At 65.0% G+C, this 22,309-nt stretch carries 21 protein-coding genes; 10 read left to right on the top strand and 11 right to left on the bottom strand.

Features of this window, described 5'->3' with window-relative positions:
* Positions 1–36 precede the first annotated feature (36 nt).
* The 3 genes from ACO05L_RS10905 to ACO05L_RS10895 all read left to right on the top strand — a co-directional run bounded on the left by ACO05L_RS10905 (position 37) and on the right by ACO05L_RS10895 (position 3,080).
* On the top strand, positions 37–672 hold the full coding sequence (locus tag ACO05L_RS10905) for a M23 family metallopeptidase (RefSeq protein ID WP_421729199.1): 636 nt from the start codon (positions 37–39) through the stop codon (positions 670–672).
* Positions 673–750: 78 nt separating this feature from the next.
* Entirely contained in the window at positions 751–1,704 is a 954-nt protein-coding gene (locus ACO05L_RS10900) for an ABC transporter ATP-binding protein (RefSeq protein ID WP_421729198.1), read from the top strand.
* On the top strand, positions 1,701–3,080 hold the full coding sequence (locus ACO05L_RS10895; RefSeq protein ID WP_421729197.1) for an ABC transporter permease: 1,380 nt from the start codon (positions 1,701–1,703) through the stop codon (positions 3,078–3,080). Before ACO05L_RS10900 ends, ACO05L_RS10895 begins: the two co-directional genes overlap by 4 nt.
* Positions 3,081–3,145: 65 nt before the next feature.
* Here ACO05L_RS10895 and rpsU read toward each other — a convergent pair whose 3' ends face one another.
* Complete coding sequence (rpsU, locus tag ACO05L_RS10890) at positions 3,146–3,412, bottom strand: 30S ribosomal protein S21 (RefSeq protein ID WP_421731677.1); 267 nt, start codon at positions 3,410–3,412, stop codon at positions 3,146–3,148.
* A gap of 201 nt (positions 3,413–3,613) precedes the next feature.
* On the opposite strand from rpsU, the gene ACO05L_RS10885 reads away from it, so the two are divergent.
* Positions 3,614–4,288 (top strand): COQ9 family protein, encoded by a 675-nt coding sequence (locus tag ACO05L_RS10885; RefSeq protein ID WP_421729196.1) that lies wholly within the window; start codon positions 3,614–3,616, stop codon positions 4,286–4,288.
* A 40-nt stretch (positions 4,289–4,328) separates the two neighbouring features.
* Here the strand turns inward: ACO05L_RS10885 and ACO05L_RS10880 are convergent, their stop codons facing one another.
* Together ACO05L_RS10880 and purE are read right to left on the bottom strand one after the other, a co-directional pair.
* Positions 4,329–5,345 carry a 5-(carboxyamino)imidazole ribonucleotide synthase gene (locus tag ACO05L_RS10880; protein ID WP_421731676.1) on the bottom strand — a complete coding sequence of 339 codons (1,017 nt, stop codon included), beginning with the start codon at positions 5,343–5,345 and terminating at the stop codon, positions 4,329–4,331.
* A 96-nt stretch (positions 5,346–5,441) separates the two neighbouring features.
* On the bottom strand, positions 5,442–5,933 hold the full coding sequence (gene purE, locus ACO05L_RS10875; protein WP_421729195.1) for a 5-(carboxyamino)imidazole ribonucleotide mutase: 492 nt from the start codon (positions 5,931–5,933) through the stop codon (positions 5,442–5,444).
* Positions 5,934–6,056: 123 nt separating this feature from the next.
* Here purE and ACO05L_RS10870 point away from each other — a divergent pair, with 123 nt between their 5' ends.
* From ACO05L_RS10870 to ACO05L_RS10860, 3 genes are all read left to right on the top strand, one after another.
* Positions 6,057–6,641 (top strand): GGDEF domain-containing protein, encoded by a 585-nt coding sequence (locus ACO05L_RS10870; protein WP_421729194.1) that lies wholly within the window; start codon positions 6,057–6,059, stop codon positions 6,639–6,641.
* Positions 6,642–6,739: 98 nt separating this feature from the next.
* A complete protein-coding gene (locus tag ACO05L_RS10865) occupies positions 6,740–8,143 on the top strand; it encodes a pyridoxal-phosphate dependent enzyme (protein ID WP_421729193.1) in 1,404 nt (467 codons plus the stop codon).
* Complete coding sequence (locus tag ACO05L_RS10860; RefSeq protein ID WP_421729192.1) at positions 8,143–9,306, top strand: cystathionine gamma-synthase; 1,164 nt, start codon at positions 8,143–8,145, stop codon at positions 9,304–9,306. Before ACO05L_RS10865 ends, ACO05L_RS10860 begins: the two co-directional genes overlap by 1 nt.
* 13 nt (positions 9,307–9,319) lie before the next feature.
* On the opposite strand, the gene ACO05L_RS10855 is transcribed toward ACO05L_RS10860, so the two are convergent.
* From ACO05L_RS10855 to ACO05L_RS10825, 7 genes are all read right to left on the bottom strand, one after another.
* On the bottom strand, positions 9,320–10,036 hold the full coding sequence (locus ACO05L_RS10855; RefSeq protein ID WP_421729191.1) for a TorF family putative porin: 717 nt from the start codon (positions 10,034–10,036) through the stop codon (positions 9,320–9,322).
* A gap of 90 nt (positions 10,037–10,126) precedes the next feature.
* Positions 10,127–11,059: an NAD(P)H-dependent flavin oxidoreductase gene (locus tag ACO05L_RS10850; protein WP_421729190.1), complete on the bottom strand. Its 933-nt coding sequence runs from the start codon at positions 11,057–11,059 to the stop codon at positions 10,127–10,129.
* A 145-nt stretch (positions 11,060–11,204) separates the two neighbouring features.
* Entirely contained in the window at positions 11,205–12,209 is a 1,005-nt protein-coding gene (gene cobS, locus ACO05L_RS10845; protein WP_421729189.1) for a cobaltochelatase subunit CobS, read from the bottom strand.
* Positions 12,210–12,268: 59 nt separating this feature from the next.
* The gene (locus ACO05L_RS10840) at positions 12,269–12,697 is read right to left on the bottom strand and encodes an organic hydroperoxide resistance protein (protein WP_421729188.1); all 429 of its coding nucleotides are present in this window, start codon (positions 12,695–12,697) and stop codon (positions 12,269–12,271) included.
* A gap of 103 nt (positions 12,698–12,800) precedes the next feature.
* Complete coding sequence (locus ACO05L_RS10835) at positions 12,801–14,123, bottom strand: UDP-glucose dehydrogenase family protein (RefSeq protein WP_421729187.1); 1,323 nt, start codon at positions 14,121–14,123, stop codon at positions 12,801–12,803.
* Between the two features lie 132 nt (positions 14,124–14,255).
* Positions 14,256–15,935 carry a response regulator gene (locus ACO05L_RS10830; RefSeq protein WP_421729186.1) on the bottom strand — a complete coding sequence of 560 codons (1,680 nt, stop codon included), beginning with the start codon at positions 15,933–15,935 and terminating at the stop codon, positions 14,256–14,258.
* Complete coding sequence (locus ACO05L_RS10825) at positions 15,932–17,428, bottom strand: ATPase domain-containing protein (RefSeq protein ID WP_421729185.1); 1,497 nt, start codon at positions 17,426–17,428, stop codon at positions 15,932–15,934. Before ACO05L_RS10825 ends, ACO05L_RS10830 begins: the two co-directional genes overlap by 4 nt.
* Before the next feature lie 460 nt (positions 17,429–17,888).
* Here ACO05L_RS10825 and ACO05L_RS10820 point away from each other — a divergent pair, with 460 nt between their 5' ends.
* Positions 17,889–19,112: a tyrosine-type recombinase/integrase gene (locus ACO05L_RS10820; RefSeq protein ID WP_421729184.1), complete on the top strand. Its 1,224-nt coding sequence runs from the start codon at positions 17,889–17,891 to the stop codon at positions 19,110–19,112.
* 282 nt (positions 19,113–19,394) lie between these two features.
* Here the strand turns inward: ACO05L_RS10820 and ACO05L_RS10815 are convergent, their stop codons facing one another.
* Entirely contained in the window at positions 19,395–21,152 is a 1,758-nt protein-coding gene (locus tag ACO05L_RS10815; protein WP_421729183.1) for a hypothetical protein, read from the bottom strand.
* A 355-nt stretch (positions 21,153–21,507) separates the two neighbouring features.
* On the opposite strand from ACO05L_RS10815, the gene ACO05L_RS10810 reads away from it, so the two are divergent.
* Positions 21,508–21,684 (top strand): helix-turn-helix domain-containing protein, encoded by a 177-nt coding sequence (locus tag ACO05L_RS10810; protein WP_421729182.1) that lies wholly within the window; start codon positions 21,508–21,510, stop codon positions 21,682–21,684.
* Between the two features lie 166 nt (positions 21,685–21,850).
* The gene (locus tag ACO05L_RS10805) at positions 21,851–22,183 is read left to right on the top strand and encodes a GDSL-type esterase/lipase family protein (protein ID WP_421729181.1); all 333 of its coding nucleotides are present in this window, start codon (positions 21,851–21,853) and stop codon (positions 22,181–22,183) included.
* Positions 22,184–22,309 lie beyond the last annotated feature (126 nt).

The raw sequence follows: 22,309 nt of genomic DNA, 5'->3' as shown, positions 1-22,309 counted from the left end.
TCCCTGCTCGATGAGCCGATCCTGGAGCGCAGATCCTTGCGACGCCAAATTTTCACGCGCCCGTTCTCGCGCCTGTATCCGACCGTCCGGTCGTTCGTCACCCACACCAGCCAGACCGCAGGTCTGGTCGCGGTCGCCGTCCTGGCGATGGCGGCGGCCCCCGCCCAGCCGAGCGAGGAAGCGCCCCTTGTCGGCTCGGTTCCGACCGCTGTGCCCATCGCCGCCGTGGCCAAGCCCGCCGGTCCTGCGACCCGGCTGATCGCCTTTGGCGAGCCTGTGCCCGGCCATGCGATCAACTCCAAATTCGGGATGCGACGCCTGGGCGGCGAGCGGGGCGCGCGGATGCACAAGGGCGTCGACATCGCCGCCGCAAAGGGCACGACGGTCGTCGCTCCGTCAGAGGCGCGTGTCATCCGTATCGGCCATGACGCCGGTGGCTATGGCAACTTCATCGAGATGCGCCACCCCAACGGCCTGACCACCCTGTATGGCCACCTCAGCCGTATCGACGTGGGCAGCGGCGATGCGATCGTGGCGGGCCAGCGCATCGGCCTGGTCGGCTCCACCGGCTATTCGACCGGCCCCCACCTGCATTTCGAGGTCCGTCGCAACGGCGCCCAGGTCAATCCGACCAAGGTGATCGGCCGAACCTTCCCCGTTCGCGTGGGCTGATACCCCGCGCGGGGGACCAAATCGGCTTGTCAGCCCCATGGGCTGCGCTAGGCTTTCCTTCGGTTACCGGAGGACGATATGGCGGCGGCGCTGACGCTTGAGGCCCTGAGCAAACGCTACGGCGACTTCCAGGCGGTGCGCGACCTGTCGTTCGAGGTCGAGCAGGGCTCGATCTGCGGCTTCCTGGGCCCCAACGGCGCGGGCAAGACCTCGACCATCCGCATGATCCTGGGGCTGCAGGCCGCAAGTGCCGGGCGCATCACCATCCTGGGCGCCGACGACGGCCGCAAGGTGCGCGACCGGATCGGTTTCCTGCCCGAGGAGCGCGGCCTCTACAAGAAGATGACCCCGGTGGACGCCATCGCCTTCTTCGGCTCGCTGAAGGGGCTGCCGGCGCGCGAGGGCCGCAAGCGGGCGCGCGAGATGCTGGACGCCCAGGGCCTGGGCGAGGCCAAGACCAAGAAGATGAAGTCCCTGTCCAAGGGCATGGCGCAGAAGGTGCAGCTGATCGCCTCGGTCGTGCATCGGCCCGAGTTCGTCATCCTGGACGAGCCGTTCAGCGGTCTGGATCCGGTCAACCAGCAGGGTCTGGAGACCGTCATTCGCGACCTCGCGGCCAATGGGGCGACGGTGCTGTTCTCGACCCATGTGATGCAGCACGCCGAACGGCTGTGCGACAAGGTCGTGCTGCTGGCGCGGGGACAAAAGGCGTTCGAGGGCACGGTGGGTGAGGCGAGGGCGACCTCGCCGCGATTCCTTGAACTTGAGGGCGCGATCCCGGTCGAGGCGGCGCAGAGCCTACCCGGCGTCATCGCCGTGACCACGGTCGCCGAGATCGACGGCGTGCGCACGCTGAAAGCCTCGCTGAAGCCCGGCGCCGGGGGCCAGGACGCCTTGAAGGCCGCCTTCCTGACCGGGTTGGACGTGCGCCGGTTCGAACTGCGCGAGCCCAGCCTGCATGACGCCTTCATCGCCCTGACCGGCGACCGGCCCGATGTCGATCAGGCGGTGCTTCAGGGAGAGGCCCGATGAACCGGATGCTGCTGATCGCCCGGCGCGAGTTCCTGGCCTATGCGCGCACGGTCGGCTTCTGGCTGTCGCTTCTGGCCTTTCCGATCTTCGCCGTTCTGGGCGGGGCCGTGCCCCTGTTGTTGCAGACCAGCGAGCCGGTGCGGCAGGTCGCGATCGTCGAGGACGGCCCCGCCGCCTCTGGCCTGGCCGCCGCCGTGCGCGACACGTTGCAGGCCGACACCGACCGGCGAGCCGCCCGTGCGCGCGAGGCGGCCGAAAAGGCGCGGCAGGCCAGCGGCGGGATCGACAATCCGCGCGCCCGCTCGGCCATCGAATCCCTGTCCAGGGACCGCGTGGTCCTGGTCGCGACGCCGCATGACATCGCCACGGCCTTGCCCGGCCCGGCCCAGGACATCGCCGTTCGCAACCACCTGATCGAGGATGCCGTCCGGCCGCTGGACGCCGTCATCTTCCTGACCCGCGTGGATGGAAAGCCCGGCGCGCGGGTCTGGACCGCCAAGCCGTCGGACCGGATCATCGAGGATTTCGTCGGCGAGGCCCTGAAGACCGCCAACCGGCGCCAGGCGTTCGAACAGGCCGGCATCGACCCCGCCGTGGTCGCCCGCACCGACGCCTTCCGGCCCGAGGTGAAGGCCTTCTCGCCCCGCTCGGTCAGCGGCGGCGAGGTGTCGTTGCAGGACCGGATACCCGGCTATATCGGCCTGGGCGCGGGCTTCTTGCTGTGGTCCCTGATCATCACCGGCGCCTCGATCCTGCTGAACAGCGTGATGGAGGAGAAGTCCAACAAGATCCTGGAGGTGCTGCTGTCCTCGGCCTCGGCGACCGAGATCCTGACCGGCAAGGTGCTGGGGGTGGCGATGCTGACCCTGACCGTCATGCTGACCTGGGCAGCGATCGGCGGGGTCGGGCTGGTCATGGCGGCGCCTGAGGCCGCAGCGACAGTTGGGGCGGCCCTGCTGCAAGGCGGCCTGATCTTCTATTTCCTGGCCTATATGGTCGGCGGCTACCTGATGTACGCGGTGCTGTTTGCGGCCATCGGCGCCTTTTGCGAGACGCCGCGCGACGCCCAGACCCTGATGGGGCCGATCATGATGGTGCTGGTGGTGCCGATCCTGGTCATGCAGGTGGCGCTGCAGACGCCCGATGCACCCGTGGTGCGGTACCTGTCCTGGGTTCCCTTCTTCACCCCCTTCCTGATGAGCGCGCGGGTGCCCAGCGATCCGCCGATGATCGAGATCGTCGGCACCCTGCTGGGGATGTTCGCCACGGCCCTGCTGATGGTTTGGCTGGCCGGCCGAGCGTTCCGCGCCGGAGCCCTCTCGGACGTGAAGCTGAGCTGGAAAAGCTTCGTGGGCGCCATGGGTGGGCGGCGCTAAAATCGCACAGCAAAAAGGCCGCCCCGTGAGGAGCGGCCTTTTCAAATCTGGTCTGAAGCCTGGGCTTAGGAGCGGTTTCCACCGCCGGCAGCGCCCGGACCCGGCACGCGGGGCTTCGGAGGCGGCAGCAGGCCTTCGCGTTGCATGCGCTTGCGGGCCAGCTTGCGAGCGCGACGGATCGCCTCGGCCTTCTGGCGGGCGCGCTTCTCCGAGGGCTTCTCGTAGTGCACGTGGCGCTTCATTTCGCGGAAGCTGCCTTCGCGTTGCATCTTCTTCTTGAGGGCTTTGAGCGCTTGATCGACGTTATTATCGCGAACGAAAATCTGTACCAGGTTGAACTCTCCTTTGGCCGCCCGCCGCGTCCTGTGAGGGAGACGGGCAGACAAATAAAATCTCTATCCCGGGGGCGACAGCCCACCGAGCGAAGGCGGGCGAATACACCAAGCCTGCTGTGGTGTCCAGTTCATCCCAAGCCAAACACGTCATTCGGCTGAAGGCTCGCGAACCCTGGCGGGGACGCGTATCATGAAGCCATGACCGAGGCTCCCCACCTGTCGAACACCGCCCCCACCGCCGACTGGGCGGACCAGATGGAACAGGCCGTTCTGGACGCCGCTGTCCAGCGTGCGCCTGCCCTGGGCTGGAACGGGCGGCTGGTCCGCGCGGCCTGCGAGGCCAGTGGTCTGTCGCTGGGCGATCAGGAACTGCTGCTGCCCAATGGCGCGCGCGATCTGGCGGCCCTGCTGTCGCGCCGACACGATGCGCGGGCGCTGAAGGCGCTGGAGCTCACGCCGGCTGCGACCCTAAAGATGCGCGAGCGAATCGCTGCGGCCGTCTCGGCGCGGATGGAGGCGGGGGCCGCCGATCTGGAGGCGACCCGCCGTTGCGCCGCCTTCCTGGCCCTGCCGACCAACGCCGACCTGGGTCTGTCGCTGGCGTGGGAGAGCGCCGATGTCCTGTGGCGCTGGGCCGGGGATACGGCGACGGACTGGAACCACTATTCCAAGCGGACCATCCTGTCGGGCATCCTGATCCCGGCCCTGACCATGCGCTGGTTCGACGGACGCGAGGCGGCCGAGGCCTTCGTGTCTCGACGGATCGACAACGTCATGACCTTCGAGAAGTGGAAGGCGGGCAAGGATTTCGAGGCCCCGCTGAAGCGGGTGACCAGCGTGCTGAGCCGCCTGCGTTACGGCAGAGCGTCCTGATATTCAGCTCATCGCCGCTTTCGCCGGAATGAGCGGGGTTTCAGGCTAGACGGCTGACCCGATTGACGTGGGCCATCTTGCGGCCTGGGCGCGCCTCGGCCTTGCCGTACAGGTGCAGGCGGGCGTTGGGTTCGGCGGCCAGGGCGGGCCACTGATCGACATCGTCGCCCAGCAGGTTGGTCATCTCGACCTGGGCATGAGCCTCGGTAGGGCCGAGGGGCCAGCCGGCGATGGCGCGGATATGCTGTTCGAACTGGTCGCAGAGACAGCCGTCCTGGGTCCAGTGGCCGGTGTTGTGGACGCGGGGCGCGATCTCGTTGACCAGCAGGTCTCCGCCCCCCAGATCGAACAGCTCGACGCCGATGACGCCGACATAGTCGAGGCCTTCCAGGATGGCTTCGGCGATCTCGCGGGCGCGGGCGGTCGTTGCGGCGTCGACCTGGGCCGGAGCGAGGGTGGTGGCCAGGACGCCGTTGGCGTGATGGTTCTGGCCCAGCGGATAGACGGCGACGGCGCCGTCGTGGCCACGGGCGGCGATGATCGACAGTTCGCGAGTGAAGTCGGCGCGGGCTTCGAGGATGGCCGGGCGGCCGCCGATCTCGGCGAAGGCCTTGGCCGCCTGTTTGGCGGTCTTGATCCAGACCTGGCCCTTGCCGTCATAGCCGTCGCGCCGGGTCTTCAGCAGGGCAGGGGTCCCCAGGGTCTCCAGAGCGGCGGTCAGGTCCTCGAGCGTGTCGACGGCGACAAAATCCACCGTCGTGGCCCCGACCGCGTTGAGGAAGGTCTTTTCCAGCACTCGGTCCTGGGCGGTGGACAGGGCGGTGGGGCCGGGCGCGACCAGGGCGCCGCCGCCCGCCAGCTGTTCGGCCGAGGCGGCGGGCACGTTCTCGAACTCGAAGGTGACCACGTCGCAGACGCGGCCCAGCACCGTCAGGGCGGTGGGATCGTCATAGGCGGCGACGATCTGGCCGCGCGAGACACGGCCCGCCGGGCTGTTCTCTTCGGGGTCGAGGATGACCACGTCGAAGCCGAGGCGCGAGGCGGCCTGGGACAGCATCCGGCCCAGCTGACCGCCGCCCAGGATGCCGATGGTCGATCCGGGCGGCAGGGGCAGGCTTATGGAATCCTGGGCGGTTTGCGTCGTCCGGGCCAATCAGTCCTCGACGGTTTCGGCGACGGCGTCCGTCTGGGAGGCGCGCATGGCGGCCAGGCGCTGGGCCAGGCCGTCATCCGATAGGGCCAGGATCTGGGCCGCCAGAATGCCGGCGTTCTTGGCGCCAGGAACACCGATGGCCAGGGTGGCGACGGGAACGCCGCCGGGCATCTGGACGATGGAAAGCAGGGAATCCATGCCCTTCAGGGCCTGGGATTCGACCGGCACGCCCAGGACCGGAAGCTCGGTCATCGAGGCCGCCATGCCGGGCAGGTGCGCCGCGCCGCCGGCGCCGGCGATGACGACCTTGAAGCCGGCGGCCTTGGCGCCCGTGGCGAAATCATAGAGGCGTTTGGGGGTGCGGTGGGCCGAGATCACCTTGGCCTCGAAGGCGACGCCGAGGGCCGTCAGCACGTCGGCTGCGTGTTTCATGGTGGGCCAGTCCGAGCGGCTGCCCATGATGATCGCCACCGGCGTCGTCTTTATCGTCATGTCCCTCGACCCCTGACGCAAAGCGGCCCGTTACAGCACACGCGTTGCGCCCGCAACCAAGGTCGCTAGCATTGCAGTGACGCCGCCCCGATTGAGTCGGCGGGCACAGGAGCCTGACCGACCGTGAGCAACGCGGCCGCCATCGATGTGAATAGCGAACTCGAGCGCCTGCGCGCCGAGGTCGAGGCCCTGCGCGCCCATGCCGCCGGACTGGAGCGCCGCGCCGAGGCGGCCGAGGCGGCGGCCGATCACGACGTGCTGACGCCCGCCCTCAACCGGCGCGGTTTCGTGGCGGCGCTGAACCGGGCCATGGCCTGGTGCACGCGGTATTCCGAGCCCGCCGTGCTGCTGTACGTCGATCTGGACGGGTTCAAGGGCGTCAATGACAGCCTGGGCCACGCGGCGGGCGACGCAGCCCTGGTGCGGGTCGCCGAGCTGTTCCTGTCCAATGTGCGAGAATCGGACGCGGTCGGCCGCCTGGGCGGCGACGAGTTCGGTCTGCTGATGCTGAACGCCGGGCTGGAAGAGGGACGCGACAAGGCCAAACGCCTGACCGCCAGCCTGAACGCCGAGGGTTTTGTCTGGAATGGCGAGAAGACGACCCTGGGCGGATCGTTCGGGGTGCGCCCCTGGGCCGGACAGGCGGATGCGGAAACATGGCTGGCCGAGGCCGACGCGGCGATGTGGGTACGGAAACGGTCGCGCTGACGGCGCGTTTGGCCTGTTGAAGGCATGATCGTGCGGCGTTTGACCTTGTCGGTCTCCGCGCTCAGCTTCTGCCGGATACCGCCTTCGAGGAGCCGCCCATGTCGATGTCTGAAACCCCCACCCTCAGCAAACCTTCGGGCTCGCTGCTGGACCTGATCGGCAAGACGCCGATGGTCGAGGTGACGCGGATCGACACCGGAAAATGCCGTCTGTTCCTGAAGCTGGAGGCCCAGAACCCCGGCGGTTCGATCAAGGACCGGATCGCGGTCTCGATGATCGAGGCGGCCGAGCAGCAGGGCTGGCTCAAGCCCGGCGGCACCATCGTCGAGGCCACGGCGGGCAATACGGGCCTGGCGCTGACCCTGGTCGGCAAGCAGAAGGGCTACAAGGTCCTGCTGGTCATCCCCGACAAGATGTCCAAGGAGAAGATCCAGCACCTGCGCGCTATGGGCGCCGACGTGCGTCTGACCCGCTCGGACGTGCCGCACGGCCACCCCGAATACTATACCGACATGGCCGAGCGTCTGGCCCAGCAGATCCCCGGCGCCTACTTCGTCAATCAGTTCGCCAACGACGCCAATACCCGCGCCCACTTCGAGACGACCGGCCCCGAGATCTGGGCCCAGATGGAAGGCAAGATCGACGCCTTCGTCGCCGGCATCGGCTCGGGCGGGACGATCACGGGCAACGCCCAGTATTTCAAGTCGCAGGATTCGGACGCCAAGATCATCCTGGCCGACCCGGTCGGCTCGGCCCTGGCCGGCCTGATCAACGACGGCGTCGCCGGCCCGGACGGCAGCTATACCGTCGAAGGCATCGGCCAGAACTTCATGCCCGACACCGCCGACGCCGACCTGATCGACGTGGCCTATTCGATCCCCGACGCAGAAGCGATCGCGACGGTGCGCGAGCTGCTGCTGAAGGAAGGCATCCTGGCGGGCTCGTCCTCGGGCACCCTGATCGCCACCGCCCTGCGCTGGTGCCGCGAACAGACCGAGGAAAAGCGCGTCGTGACCTTCGTTTGCGACACGGGCGCCAAATACCTGTCCAAGGTCTACAACGACGCCTGGCTGGCCGATCAGGGCCTGACGGAGCGTGAGCTGCATGGCGACCTGTCCGACCTGATCAACCGCAAATACGCCTCGGGCGACGTGGTGGTGATCGGCCCCGACGACACCCTGGACACCGCCTTCAAGCGGATGAAGGGCGACGGCGTCTCGCAGCTGCCGGTCATTCAGGACGGTCGTCTGGTCGGCATCCTGGACGAGAGCGACATCGTCCACATCATGAACACCGACGAGATCACCCGGAAGGACCGCTTCGCCAAGCCGGTCTCCTCGGCCATGACGCGCGACCTCGACACGCTGCAGGTCACCGAAAGCCTGGACTCCCTGATCCCGATCTTCGACCGGGACCGCGTGGCCATCGTGCTGGACGGCGAGACCTTCGTCGGCCTGATCGCCCGCACCGACCTCATCAACCACCTGAGCCTGAACCGCTGATGGCCGACCTGAAGAACAGCCAGGGTTTCTCGACCCGCGCCATCCACGCCGGTCAACGTCCTGATCCCACGACGGGCGCGGTAATGACGCCGATCTACGCCACCTCGACCTATGCCCAGGAAAGCCCAGGCGTGAACAAGGGCTATGAGTACGCCCGCGGCAAGAACCCGACGCGCGAGGCGTTCGAGGCCTGCATCGCCGATCTCGAAGGCGGGGTTCAGGGCTTTGGCTTCGCCTCCGGTATGGCGGCGACCTCGACGGCGCTGGAACTGCTGGACGCCGGGTCGCACATCGTCACCGGCGATGACCTGTACGGCGGGTCGTGGCGGCTGTTCGAGCGGGTGCGCCGTCGCTCGATGGGGCTGGACTTCGCCTATGTCGATCTGTCGGACATCGCGGCGGTCGAGGCGGCGATCACGCCCAAGACCAAGATGCTGTGGGTCGAGACCCCCACCAATCCGATGATGAAGATCGCCGACATCGCGGCCCTGTCCAAGGTGGCCAAGGCGCACGGCCTGCTGCTGATCGTCGACAACACCTTCGCCACGCCATACTGCCAGCAGCCCATCGCCCTGGGCGCCGATGTGGTCATGCATTCGGCGACCAAATACCTGAACGGTCACTCCGACATCATCGGCGGGGTGCTAGTCGCCGCGAACGTCGAGATCGCCAAGGAAATCAAGTTCCTGCAGAACTCGGTTGGGGGCGTCATGGGGCCGTTCGACGCCTTCCTGGCCAACCGGGGACTGAAGACTCTGGGCCTGCGAATGAAGGCGCACTGCGACAATGCCCTGACCATTGCGCGCTGGCTGGAAGGCCATGCCGGGGTGGCCAAGGTCATTTATCCGGGTCTGATCACCCATCCCCAGCATGAGCTGGCGTCGCGGCAGATGCGCGGCTTTGGCGGCATGGTTTCGGTGGTCATCGACGGCGATCTGGACCGGACCCGGCGGGTGCTGGAACACGTCCAGGTCTTCACCCTGGCCGAGTCGCTGGGCGGGGTCGAAAGCCTGGTCAACCATCCGGCGATCATGACCCACGCCTCGGTGCCCAAGGAGGTCCGCGAGGCCGGTGGCGTCACCGACAGCCTGATCCGCCTGTCGTGCGGGGTCGAGGACGTCGAGGACCTGATGGCCGATCTGGATCAGGCGCTGAACGCCTGATCCATCGGTCGCTTCAGAACTTGAAGGCGACCGCGGCGACCAGTTGGCCGGCGTACTGGTCGGTGGGGTTGGACACGTCGGTGTCGTACCAACGCAGGTCCAGGTCGATGGCGTCGGTGGCCTTGTAGGCGAAGCCGGCGTTCCAGCCGGTGTAGTCGATGCTGTTGTCCTGTTCGCGACGCCCCACGGCGACCGATCCGACCAGGCGGTCGGTGACTTCATAGCCGACGCGGCCCTCGACCCATTGCCAGTCACGCACGCTGCCCGTGCCGTCCGGCGAGACCTGGACCTGGATCCGGGTCTGGATGCGGTCGAAATTGCGGGTCAGGTTGGCCGTGAATTCGACGGCGTCCTCGTCAGCGCCTGGGTTCGCGTCGGTCTGGTATTTGTAGGCGGCGCGCAGGTCCAAGCCGAACCCGGCGACCTTGGTCTTCAGCCCGGCATAGGTCTGAAGCTCCAGATCCGACCCGGTGGAGGAATCAATGGTCTCGAAGCCTATGGGCGCGACGTAGAAAAGGCCGCTTGGGCTGGTCCAGGTCACGGTGCCATAGGCATAGGGATCGCCGTTGGTCTTCGATGCGTCCTTGGAACGGTTATCGGTCGCGGCGCCCAGAGTGGCGCTCCAGTCGCCGTGATCAGAGGACTGGGCCAGAACGGGCGAGGCCAGGGCAAAGGCTAGCGAGGCGGCGGCCATTGCAGAGGCGACGGTCATCATACGGAACGTTTTCATGTGTGACGCTCCTAAGCGGATTTGATGACAGTTCAATCCTGGCTTTGTGACAGTTATTCCGCAGGGTGATGGTTCCTGCGGCTGTCCGTATCAGGCCACGCCGACCTTGGCCGTGAACTGGGTCGCCGCCTCGGCGTATTCGCGACGCAGGCGGGCCACAAGCTCGGCGGTCGGGATCACGTCGTGGATGGAGCCTGCGCCCTGGCCCGCCGACCAGACCGTCTTCCAGGCCTTGGCCTCGTCGCCCATGTCCAGCTTATGCTCGGGCAGTTGCTTGGGGTCGATGCCGTTGTCGACCAGGGACTTGGTCATGAAATTGGCAGGGATACCCGAGACGGCGGGGGTGTAGGTGATGTCGGTGGCCCCGGAATCGATGATCATCTGCTTGTATTCGGCATAGGCCGAGGATTCGGTCGTGTTGATGAACCGGGTGCCCAAATAGGCGAAGTCGGCGCCAATCATCAGGGCGCCGGCCACGTCCTGGCCGGTCGACAGACAGCCCGACAGGATGATGGTCCCCTTGAAGAAGGCGCGGACCTCGTTGACCAGGGCGAAGGGGTTGACCACGCCGGCGTGGCCGCCCGCGCCATTGGCGACCAGGATCAGGCCATCGACCCCGGCCTCGGCCGCCTTCCTGGCGTGGCGGACATTGGCGATGTCGTGGAAGACCTGACCGCCATAGCCATGAACCGCGTCGACCACGTCGCGCACGGCCCCCAGCGAGGTGATGATCAGCGGCACCTGATGCTCGACCGAGACCATCATGTCGGCCATCAGGCGCGGATTGGTCGGGTGGACGATGTGGTTGACGCCAAAGGCCGCAGCATCGGGCTTGAGGCGGGATTTGATCTCGACCAGCCAGTCGCGATAGCCCTCGGTCGTGCGCTGGTTCAGCGACGGGAAGGTGCCGATCACGCCCGCATTGCAGGCCTCGACCACCAGATCGGGGCCCGACACCAGGAACATCGGCGCCGAAATCACCGGCAGCTTCAGGCCCTTTTGCAGGGAAGCGGGAATGGCCATGACGTCGTCCTCCGTTGTCTTTCGCTACGCTTAGCGGGGCGACGCGGGGGAAGGCAACGCTGCTGAGCGACTGCGAGGCGACAGTCGGCGACAGTTAGGCGATGGGCCAACCTGATCTGTCACTCTCCGTGGGAGAGAGAGGACGTCAGCCCACCTTCACCCGCGTCGCCGCTTCGGGCAGATCCTCGCCGAACGCGCGCTGATAGAATTCCGCGATCGTCGGGCGTTCCAGCTCGTCGCACTTGTTCAAGAAGGTCAGGCGGAAGGCCAGGCCGACGTCGCCGTTGAAGATGATGGCGTTCTGGACCCAGGTGATGACCGTGCGGGGCGACATGACGGTGGAGATGTCGCCGTTCATGAAGGCGTTGCGGGTCATGTCGGCGACGCGGACCATGGCGGCGATCTTGCGGCGGCCCTCGGCATCGGCCCATTCGGGAGACTTGGCGGCGACGATCTCGGCCTCAACATCATGGTCGAGGTAATTCAGGGTGGTGACGATGTTCCAGCGGTCCATCTGACCCTGATTGATCTGCTGGGTGCCGTGATACAGGCCCGACGTGTCGCCCAGACCGATGGTGTTGGTGGTCGAGAACAGGCGGAACCACTTGTTGGGGCGGATGACGCGGTTCTGGTCCAGCAGGGTCAGGCGGCCCTGGGCTTCCAGCACGCGCTGGATCACGAACATCACGTCGGGACGGCCGGCGTCGTATTCGTCGAACACCAGGGCGACCGGGCGTTGCAGTGTCCAGGGCAGCATGCCCTCGCGGAACTCGGTGATCTGCTTGCCGTCCTTCAGGACGATGGCGTCCTTGCCGATCAGGTCGATGCGGCTGATGTGGCTGTCCAGGTTCACGCGCACCAGGGGCCAGTTCAGGCGGGCGGCGACCTGTTCGATATGGGTCGACTTGCCGGTGCCGTGATAGCCCTGGACCATGACGCGACGGTCGAAGGCGAAGCCGGCGCAGATGGCCAGGGTCGTCTGCGGGTCGAACCGATAGGAGGCGTCCACCTCAGGCACATGGCTGTCGATGGTGTCGAACATCGGCACCATCATGTCGGAATCGACGCCGAACGCCTCGCGCACGGAGACCTTGCGGTGGGGTTCGAACGTCAGCAGCGGATCGGGGGTCGCGTCGAGGATAGGAGCCATGCTCGTCATCTAGAGGCCGCGCGCGTCGGGCTCAACACGCGCGGCTCCATTGCAGGCGATTATTCCGCGCTGAGATCCACGTCGACGTTGCCGCGCGTGGCGTTGGAATAGGGGCAGACCTCATGAGCCTTGTGGACAAGGTCATCGATGACCGCCTTGTCCAGGCCGGAATCAGTCACCTTGATGGCGATATCCAGGTTGAATCCCTCGCCACGGGTATTGGGGCCGATGCCGACCGTTGTGTGGATTTTCGTGTCCGGGCCGACGGGCGTACCAGCCTTGCCCGAGACCAGACGCAGGGCGCCCATGAAGCAGGCGGCGTATCCGGCGGCGAACAGCTGTTCCGGGTTGGTCCCCGCGCCGCCCTTTCCGCCCATTTCGGAGGGCAGGGACAGCAGGACGTCGATCTTGCCGTCGTCGGTGGTCGAGCGGCCTTCGTCGCGTCCGCCGCCGGTCGAGGTGGCGTGAGCCTTGTAGATGACGTCCATGGTCGAAAATCCTTCTGGGTGAGGGAGGTCTAACCTAGGCGCTCCGAGACGGTTCGCCAGTGCAGACGCAAGTGACGACCCCTCCTTGCAGGACGCGTCGTGGTCAGCCGCGCCCAATGCCCGAATATTTGAAGCCGCGCCGGACCATGTCTTCGGAACGATAGATGTTGCGCAGGTCGACCAGAACCGGCTGGGTCATCAACAGCTTGATACGGTCCAGGTCCAGCGCGCGGAACTGGTCCCACTCGGTGACGATGACCACGGCGTCGGCGCCGGTGACGGCCTCATAGGCGCTGTCCATCATTTCCACACCGTCCAGAAGCTTGCCGGCCTCGTGCATTCCCTCGGGATCAAAGGCGCGGACAACGGCGCCCGCAGCGAGCAGGGCAGGCGCGATGTCCAGCGACGGGGCGTCGCGCATATCGTCGGTGTTGGGCTTGAACGTCAGGCCCAGCAGGGCGACCGTCTTGCCCGCCACGCTGTCGCCCAGGGTCTGGGCCACCCGACCGGCCATGGCCTGTTTGCGGGCGTTATTGACCTCGACAGTCGTCTCGATCAGCCGAACCGGGGCGCCATGCTGCTGGGCCGTGCGGACCAGGGCCAGGGTGTCCTTGGGGAAGCAGGATCCGCCATAACCCGGCCCGGCGTGCAGGAACTTGCTGCCGATCCGTTTGTCCAGGCCGATGCCGCGCGCCACCTGCTGCACATCGGCGCCCACGACCTCGCACAGGTCGGCCATCTCGTTGATGAAGGTGATTTTCATCGCCAGGAAGGCGTTGGCCGCATACTTGATCAGTTCCGATGTCCGTCGGCCGACGAATAGCAGCGGGCTCTCGTTCAGGTTCAGCGGACGGTAGAGTTCGCCCATCACCGAGCGGGCGCGCACGCCGGTGGGACTGTCGATATCCTCGATGCCGATGACCACCCGGTCGGGGCGTTTGAAGTCGCCGATGGCGGCGCCTTCGCGCAGGAACTCGGGGTTGGACACGACGCAGAAGTCCGCATTCGGATTGACCCTGCGAATGATGGCTTCGACCTCGTCGCCCGTCCCGACCGGAACGGTCGACTTTGTGACGATCACGGTGAAGCCCTCGATCAGGCCCGCAATCTCTTCAGCGGCGGCATAGATATAGCTGAGATCGGCATGGCCGTCGCCGCGGCGGCTCGGCGTGCCCACGGCGATGAAGACTGCGTCCGCCTGACGGATCGCCTCGGCGCCGTCGAGGGCGAAGGACAGCCGCCCTTCGCGCGCATTGCTGCGCACCAGATCATCCAGGCCAGGTTCGAAGATTGGGCTTTCGCCCCTCTCCAGACGGTCAATCTTGGAAGCGTCCTTGTCTATGCAGACGACCTCATGGCCGAAATCAGCAAAACAAGCGCCAGACACCAGGCCGACATAGCCGGCGCCAATCATTGCCACACGCATAAGAGGCTCCCCCCGTCGAGCGTTGCTATTCTATTGTGGTGCGATGCAGCAAAGCAAGGTGCAGCGAGAGGGAAGGAGAACCGCGTTCGCGAAAGCCTGCCTTCAAGCAGCAGGCTTTACCAAGGGTTCGGGTTACCGCCCGGCGAGGCTCGCGGCGACCTTTCGGCCCAACTCGACCTGGCTGAACGGCTTATGGACGATGAGGTCCGTTGCGACCTCTTTGAGGGCGTCCAGGTCGGCATAGCCGGTGGCGAACAGGATCGGCACAGCGGGGCGCCGGGAGCGAAGTTCGCGCGCCAGGTCTCCGCCGTTCATGCCGGGCATGGCGAAATCGAGCACCATGGCGTCGATCCGGTCATGAGTTTCGACCAGATCAAGCGCTGCGCTGCCACCGCCCGCCTGGATCACACGATAGCCCAGGTCGCTCAGGATACCGGCCGTCACCTCGCGAACGGCGTCGTCGTCGTCCACGACGAGGACAACGAGATCGGCGCCGCTGGCTCGATGAAGAACGTGCGTCTCTTGTTCCTCGTTGATCGGGCCTGCGCTGGCGCGGGGGAGAAACACCTTGATCGTCGTGCCGTGACCGACCTCGGTGTCGATGCTGACACCGCCTCCGGACTGCTTCGCCAGTCCGAAGACCTGGCTAAGGCCCAAGCCGGACCCCTTGCCCACCTCTTTAGTCGTAAAGAAGGGTTCAAAGGCGCGAGACAGAACCTCTGGCGTCATTCCTGATCCCGTGTCGGACACGGCGACCATGACGTAGTCGCCGGCCGGAGGTTCTTCAGATTGAACAGGCTCGGTTCGGACGACGTTCGCGGTCGAAACGGTGAGCGAGCCGCCTACATCCATCGCGTCGCGGGCATTGATCGCCAGGTTCAGGATGACGAGTTCGATCTGGGTCGGATCGATCAGTGCAGGCCACAAGTCGTCGGCCAGAAGCGGCGGCTGAATGTTTACGCTGCCGCCGATGGCGCTTTGCAGCATATCTCGCATGCTGCGAACGGTTTCGTTCAGATCGACCGAGCGCGGCTCGAGTTTCTGGCGCCGGGAAAAGGCCAGGAGTTGCGCCGTTAGACGGGAGCCCCGCTGGGAGGCTTCGTCCACCATGGATAAGCGTTTAAGCAGCGCCGGGTCCTCAATCCGCTTTCTCATCTGCTCGACATTGCCGATGACGACGGTGAGCAGATTGTTAAAGTCGTGGGCCACGCCCGAAGTCAGTTGACCAACGGCTTCCAGCCTTTGCGCTTGGCGGAGCGCCGTCTCGACCCGCTCGCGCTCTGCGATTTGCGACGCCAACTGCCGATTGGCCGCTTCAAGTTCAGCGGTGCGGTCGGTCACCCGTCGTTCGAGCAGCATCTCGCCCTTGAGTATCTGCTCGATCCGTTCGCGCGCCTCATACTGGCGATAGCGGCCACGCAGAGCATTTCTCACAGCGCTGACCAAGGTCGTGGGATGGAAGGGCCGTTCCAAGACATTGACGTTGCCCAAGGTTGTCGACAGCCGCTGCGCCAGTGGATTGCGTTCGATGCTCTCGCCCCTCCGGGTCAAAAGCAAAATAGGAAAGTCGGACCAGGAGGGCTGATCCGCGATCCATCGCGAGAGAGCCGACACGTCGCGGTCCCGTAGAGCCTCTTCGGCGATCACTGCCAAACCCGCGCCCTGTTCCATCCCCTCCAGAAGAGCCGCCAGATCGGCGCAGACGAGCGACGGCGCATTTGCTTCGGCCAGTATTGCGGCGGCGATGCCGGCGTCTCGTCCCGTAGGAGCCAGCACCAGCGAGCGCTCGGAAAGGGCGCCCCCGCTACTCATGCGGAGGCGTCGCCCATCAGGCCTGTTCCTTGGCCGACGAAGTTCGGGACGCCGCGTAACACGCCCTGGAACCCGCTCAGCGGCTCGCCGAGCGTGAGACCGTCTTCCCCGATGTCGAACTCGCGGATGGTTTTCTCATGCCTGCCCGATCGCTTCTTGATCACCGACACCGCGCGCCGGACATGGCCAAGCGCTTCGAAGTAACGAAGCAGGATGACGGTGTCCGCCAGATAGGTCACGTCCACCGGCGCCTTCATGTCGCCGACCAGTCCGTGCTGGGCCACTGTCAGATAGGTCGAGGCGCCCTGACGGTTCAAATATTGCAGCAGTTCATGAATGTGCAGAACCAGGAACTGCTCCTGCGGCATCGCCGCCTGGTAGCCGTTCAGACTGTCGATGACGACGGTCTTGATATCGTGATCGACGACAGCTTTGCGGACTTGAGCAGAGAATTCGCCTGGCGAAAGCTCGGCGGCGTCGATCTGTTCGATGGTCAGATCGCCAGAGGCCCGCATGGCCTGCAGATCGAACCCCAGTTTCAGCATGCGATCATAGAGCAGGCCCAGTTCCTCGTCGAAGATGAACAGCGCCGCCTTTTCGCCTCGTTGAACCGCGGCGACCGCGAAAATGATGGCGAACAGCGATTTACCTGTACCTGCAGGGCCCAGGATCAGAGCGCTTGACCCCCGTTCAAGCCCGCCTCCGAGCAGAGCGTCGAGGCCTGACACGCCGCTGGAAACCGCAGAGCGATCGAAAGTGGTCTTGTGCTCGGAGGCCACAATGCGTGGATAGACGCTTAGTCCGCCCGTCTTGATCGTGAAGTCGTGATATCCGCCCCGGAACCGCCGCGCACGATATTTGAGGATGCGCACGCGCCTACGCTCGGCCCCATATTCGGGCGTCATTTCCTGCAACTGGACGACCCCGTGAGCCACAGAATGCACGGTCTTGTCGTTGACGTCGGTCGTCAGGTCGTCGAGCAGCAGGACGGTTGCGCCATGTTTGGCGAAATAGTGCTTGAGCGCCAGAACTTGGCGCCGGTACCGCAGCGAGCTCTGCGCCAGAAGGCGAATCTCCGACAGGCTGTCGATGACGACGCGCTTGGGCTTGCTGGCTTCGACCCGCTCGAAGATCATCCGGGTGGTCTCGCCGAGTTCGAGGTCCGACGAGTAGAGCAGCGACTGCTGCTGTTGTTCGTCCAGCAGACTTTCCGGTGGAACAAGTTCGAAAATGTCCACGCCTTCGAGATTCCAACCATGCGACCTGGCCGTGGCGCGCAGTTCGTCCTCCGTCTCGGACAGGGTGATGTATAATGAGCTTTCACTCTGCGACGCGCCTTCCATGAGGAAGCTCATCGCCGCCGTGGTCTTGCCCGTGCCGGGGTTGCCTTCAAGCAGATAGACCCGGTCGCGTTCCAGTCCGCCCGCCAGTATGTCGTCTAGCCCCTGAATGCCGAAGGCGGCTTGTGATGTCGCGTTCGTGTCGTCCGTCATGGCCCCTCTCGAATACAGCCGAGGCGAAACGCACGGATATGGATAAGGTTACGGCTGAAGGTCGGTGCGCATTCGCCGCGGCATCAAGGCGCCAACGGATCCGGGTGCCCTGGCGCGAGCAAATGGCGTTAGAGAACCCCGCGAATCAAGAGTCCAGACGCCATTCCGCTATGGCCGCGCAGGACGGGGCCCCTGAGGGGACGGTCTGGATTGTTGAGGGATTTTAAGGCCCGAGTGGCTCCGCGGGTAAGCGAATTTCGTCCGTACACGTCGTTTCAGTTCGTTTCCTGAAAACCTCTTAAGTTTGAATCAGCTGAATGTGATCGACGCGAATTCGGTTCACATCGTTTCAGGCCGTTTCAGGCGAGCGCTGTCGCATTTGGGGGTGGATTTTCGGGTTGTTTTCCAACTGGCTCCGCAACTAGGAGTCTGACTTCCAACGCTTTATTGGAGGTCTTCGATGGCAAGACAGATCAACAGACTGACCGACCGCGCGGTGCGGGCGATGCGGACTCCGGGCTACCATCCCGACGGTCTCGGCCTGCATCTTCAGGTCCTGCCGACCGGCGGGAAGACCTGGATCTACCGGTTCATGATGCATCGCCGCAGCCATGAGATGGGGTTGGGCTCTTTGTACGACGTCGGTCTCGCCGAGGCCCGCGAGAAGCGGGATCAAGCGCGCAAACTGATCAAGTCCGGCGTCAATCCCCTACAGCAGCGCCACGCCCCGATGGTCATCGCTCCACCCATCTCCGAACTGGGGGAGGGGACGGTCGTCGCACTCAAGCCCGGCAAGCCGGCACCGAGCCTGCTGGTCTGCTGGAAGGAGTTCGTTGCCGGGCAGGAGGCGGTCTGGAAGGGCGACAAGACCAAGGATGGATGGATGCGCTCGATCGAGAGCCATGCCGCGGTGATCAAGCATCGGCCGGTCGACCGGATCGACGTGGAAGCGGTGCTGCTGGTTCTCCGCCCGATGTGGACGACCAAGGCCGAAAGCGCCGGAAAGCTCCGCGATCGCCTGGAGCGCGTGCTGGACTACGCCAAGGTGAAGACGTACCGCACTGGCGACAATCCCGCCGTCTGGAAGGGGAACCTCTCCCACATCCTGCCGCCCAGGCCCAAGCTACAGCGGGGTCACATGCGGGCGTTGCCGTATCAGGAAATCCCGGCCTTCATGCAGCGGCTCGCCGCCAAGCAGGGGATGGCCGCCAGGGCGATGGAGTTCACCATACTGACCATCGCGCGCGAGACCATGACCCTGGAGTCCACCTGGGGCGAGATCCACGAGGACCTATGGAGCCTCGAGGCGCAGCGGATGAAGATGCGCCCCTTCCGCCAGCCGCTTTCGTTCGGGGCCTTGAAGGTGCTCGACGGTCTGAGGCCGGCGAACCCGCGTCCCAATCAATTGCTGTTTCCGGCGCCGCTGACCGGAGGGGCGTTATCCAATACGGCGATGGACAAGGTGCTGAAAGACCTGGGGGCTGACGCTACCCCCCACGGCATGCGATCGACCTTCCGGGATTGGGCCGGTGACGAGACCGACTTCGCACGCGAGACGATCGAGGAATGTCTGGCGCACCTGGTCGGGGACGACACGGAGCGGGCCTATCGGCGCAGTGATGCGCTCAGGAAGAGACGGGCGGTGTTGGACGCGTGGTCGACATACTGTCTCGGTCGGAAATAGGCTTTACACCGACAGGGTCGGCGGTTCGAACTCGTCGCCGCCTAAGGCATTCTTCTACAAGAATCAGTGCGTTTTTCCGATTTTGCTGAGCGTATTTGTCCTGTCTACGGAGCAAAGCGGGTCGATGATATGGGGGCAGTTTCTGCCGGTTTCGCTGAAATCCCCTGCACGGTCTTGAACAGCGGGAGGACGTTCACTGCGGCGTTCCGAAGCGACGTCTTTGACAGCCGCTCCTGCAGAGCCTGAACCAGATCGAGCGCATCACATCAATGGATCCTGAGCCTAACCCCGTCCACTTTTGCGGGGAATATCACTCTTGGCTGAAGTTCTGCCGGAAAGCGCCAAGTGCGAGGTCCGTGCCCGTGCCAGGGCGTCATCGACGAGTGCGCGCTGTCCTGCCGGCAGATATCGAATGTAGTATTTCTGGACCGTCACAGGATGATCCTGGATGGCGAACGCCGCAAGGTGGATGGAGCCTGTGGTCTTCAGAATCTGGGTGGCCACTATGCTTCGTATTGTATGTGGCCCGTGAGGGAGGAGGCCGTCCACCAGCCCGCGGCCGGTCCACGGATTGAGGATGCCGTATTGGGCCATCGCCACCCACCAGGCACGCTGCAACTCACTGTGCGTCATCGGCCGACTTTCTTTCCTCTGCACGCTTACGAACACCGCGTCCTCTGCACTGCCGAAGCGCGACAGTAGAGGGCGCGCCTTCTCGAGGTAGATCGCGATCCGCTCATGCAGGTGATCCCAATCAGGCAGCGCCACCCGGAAGGGCTCGCTGCCGAACTGCGCGCCTCGGCTGTTCTTAAACGCCGCGCGAGGAACTATGACTTCCCAGCCGCCCGACCTCTCCCGTCTCAATTCACCGCGCGTTCCAAGAAGCCCCGCGCCTGAGTTCGGTAAGCCGATCTGTCCGATCCGCAGTTCTCTGATGTTACGCGACCTCAAGGCGGTGTGCATGCCAATGCGCAGCAGGAGGTAGTCGCGCACATGTCTGGCCCAATCCAGAGGCGCGGTCTGCGGATCGGGCGACTGTGACCACATATATTCTGCAATCGCTCCGATCATGAACAGCGGATTGGGGGCGTCCAGTATGGGTGCGATAGGTCGCAATGGATCGCGGACGCGAACCGAGAGCCTGGCGACGTCGGCGACCCGCATCGACAGATGGTCATGGGCCCGCGCGCAGAACGCCGGCCAGTCCTGCTGGGCCGCCGTGACGTCGTCGTCGCTGACGACGCCAGCCATGCGCCGCAATCGTCCGGCGAGATGGGGGGCCTGCGGGAGCCAGCCTGACCGCGGGTCCAATAGCGTACGTCCCAAGGCCAGAAAGAGGGTGTCCCCGCGGCTCAGGTGACCCTTGCGACTGTCGGCGGATCCGATCGCTATGTCCCAAACCCGAGGGACGGCAAGCATGGCGAAGCTCAACAAGACGGGCGCTGCTTTGGCCTTGCCGACCACTTCTCCATGGTGATCGATGGCGGCGGCGAAGAGACAGCCCAGCTTGGCGCCGTGAGCGCTGGCGGTCTCGCGTGACCAGGCCGCGGTTCGCCGCAGGCCAGGCGGATTGAATCGTGCGGTCTTGAAGCCTGACAGGTCGCGCCATTCTTCGATTAGACAGGGAGGGGAGGGGCGGCTCCATAGGCGGAGCTGGCGTGGCGTCGGCGGCCTTGCCGTCGTTTCCCTGCCGTGTTCCCACACTGTGTGTCGGCGCAGGTCGAAGCCATTGAATCTCTGATGCCGCATCGCAATCTTGTGGGGATCGGTGGCGAAGGTCTCTGTCAGCCAACGTCCGATCTCCTGCTGCTCGCTCGACGTCCTGGCGGAGAAGTCGGCTGGAATGTGCCAATCGATCAACCAGCGAGGAATGCTAAGCCCCATCGGCCGTTTGGCATCGATCCTAGGCATGCCGAGGTCGAGATGATTCACCCGCCTTGCGCGGGATGTCAGGTATCCCGGTCGAAGCGACAGCAGGGGTTCTAAGCGCGCCAGGGATGCGAAGCTGGACGCGGCCTGCGGGACCGAATTCCCGTTCATCCAAGATTCCAACACGCCTTTTCGGACTTCGGCGCCCCTGCAGAGAGTCTTCCGGTCCAGGCCGCTGCGCGAGATCGCTTGGTTGAGAGCGCGGGCAAAGGCGGCGGCGCGGAGCGTACGGCGTGGGGAGCGTGAGAGGGCCGTCACGCTCAATCAACTCGAACGATGTTGTGCGCGGACTCGAGTGCGTCGAGCGAGATGAGATGAGCCGCGTTCATCATGTGCGATGGCCTCTATCTGACAAGCCGCCGACTTATAATGCTAGTTATATGCTGTCGAGTCATAGGCAGCACATCGCCACTTTCCAGGGATGGAGAAAGCGCGGGGACGAACACGGGCGATCGTTGGCGCCAACGTGCGTCGGCTGCGACGCGCCGATGGCCATAGTCAGGAGGCGCTCGCCGATCTGGCGGGCGTCCACCGAACGTTCGTGGGCCATATCGAACGCGGCGAGACCAACATTTCCCTAGACACTTTGGAACGGGTCGCCGACGCCCTGGGGGTGAAGGTTTCGCTTCTGCTGGAGCCGTAAGCAGCCCTTGCGTCGGGCCTTGTCAGTTGTGGCTGACGATCGTGGTGCGGTCTCTGCCGATGGCGAGGGACCTGCGCGCCGCCTCGGTGAGGTGCGGGAGACGTAAAGTCCCACCATCTGCAGCATCCCATATGGTCAGACGAGCGCGCAGATACTCGTGCGGTTGATGCCTGATGCGGTGGCCTTGACCCCCAAGGTGATCCATCTGATGTGCGGCATCAACGACACTGCAGGCAACACCGGCCCAACGACCCCGGCTGACTATAAGAATAACATCACAGCGATGGCCGCAGTCGTTCGAGACCACGGCATCAGCTTGATCCTCGGAAGCATAACGCCGGCTGCTCGATTTTCATGGGGGCGGGATCTCCCGGATCCTCGTCCGCGGGTTGGCCAACTCAATGAGTGGTTGCGGACATTCGCGGTGCAACAGGCGCCGCCTTCGCCCACTATCACCATGCCGTCGGTACGTCAGACGGGGCGCTGCGAAGCGATCTAACTCGGGATGGAGTGCATCCTCTAACGCCGGGCTATGAGCTGATGCGACCCGTTTTGCGGGCGGCTTTGATCCGAACCGGGCGATGAGGCGTGCGGAAGATTGAGAGCTCAAGCGGCTATTTCGCAG

Source organism: Brevundimonas sp. (assembly GCF_965227765.1).
Taxonomy (GTDB): domain Bacteria; phylum Pseudomonadota; class Alphaproteobacteria; order Caulobacterales; family Caulobacteraceae; genus Brevundimonas.
This window is presented reverse-complemented; position numbering and strand designations above follow the sequence as displayed.

What these genes read in the sequence shown, in the direction of transcription:
- ACO05L_RS10900 (WP_421729198.1), top strand. Translation starts at nt 751, where the DNA reads ATGGCGGCGGCGCTGACGCTTGAGGCCCTGAGCAAACGCTACGGCGAC.
- ACO05L_RS10895 (WP_421729197.1), top strand. Translation starts at nt 1,701, where the DNA reads ATGAACCGGATGCTGCTGATCGCCCGGCGCGAGTTCCTGGCCTATGCG.
- ACO05L_RS10885 (WP_421729196.1), top strand. Translation starts at nt 3,614, where the DNA reads ATGACCGAGGCTCCCCACCTGTCGAACACCGCCCCCACCGCCGACTGG.
- ACO05L_RS10880 (WP_421731676.1), bottom strand. Translation starts at nt 5,345, where the DNA reads ATGCTGTCCCAGGCCGCCTCGCGCCTCGGCTTCGACGTGGTCATCCTC.
- purE (WP_421729195.1), bottom strand. Translation starts at nt 5,933, where the DNA reads ATGACGATAAAGACGACGCCGGTGGCGATCATCATGGGCAGCCGCTCG.
- ACO05L_RS10865 (WP_421729193.1), top strand. Translation starts at nt 6,740, where the DNA reads ATGTCGATGTCTGAAACCCCCACCCTCAGCAAACCTTCGGGCTCGCTG.
- ACO05L_RS10860 (WP_421729192.1), top strand. Translation starts at nt 8,143, where the DNA reads ATGGCCGACCTGAAGAACAGCCAGGGTTTCTCGACCCGCGCCATCCAC.
- ACO05L_RS10855 (WP_421729191.1), bottom strand. Translation starts at nt 10,036, where the DNA reads ATGAAAACGTTCCGTATGATGACCGTCGCCTCTGCAATGGCCGCCGCC.
- ACO05L_RS10850 (WP_421729190.1), bottom strand. Translation starts at nt 11,059, where the DNA reads ATGGCCATTCCCGCTTCCCTGCAAAAGGGCCTGAAGCTGCCGGTGATT.
- cobS (WP_421729189.1), bottom strand. Translation starts at nt 12,209, where the DNA reads ATGGCTCCTATCCTCGACGCGACCCCCGATCCGCTGCTGACGTTCGAA.
- ACO05L_RS10840 (WP_421729188.1), bottom strand. Translation starts at nt 12,697, where the DNA reads ATGGACGTCATCTACAAGGCTCACGCCACCTCGACCGGCGGCGGACGC.
- ACO05L_RS10835 (WP_421729187.1), bottom strand. Translation starts at nt 14,123, where the DNA reads ATGCGTGTGGCAATGATTGGCGCCGGCTATGTCGGCCTGGTGTCTGGC.
- ACO05L_RS10830 (WP_421729186.1), bottom strand. Translation starts at nt 15,935, where the DNA reads ATGAGTAGCGGGGGCGCCCTTTCCGAGCGCTCGCTGGTGCTGGCTCCT.
- ACO05L_RS10825 (WP_421729185.1), bottom strand. Translation starts at nt 17,428, where the DNA reads ATGACGGACGACACGAACGCGACATCACAAGCCGCCTTCGGCATTCAG.
- ACO05L_RS10820 (WP_421729184.1), top strand. Translation starts at nt 17,889, where the DNA reads ATGGCAAGACAGATCAACAGACTGACCGACCGCGCGGTGCGGGCGATG.
- ACO05L_RS10815 (WP_421729183.1), bottom strand. Translation starts at nt 21,152, where the DNA reads ATGAACGGGAATTCGGTCCCGCAGGCCGCGTCCAGCTTCGCATCCCTG.
- ACO05L_RS10805 (WP_421729181.1), top strand. Translation starts at nt 21,851, where the DNA reads ATGCCTGATGCGGTGGCCTTGACCCCCAAGGTGATCCATCTGATGTGC.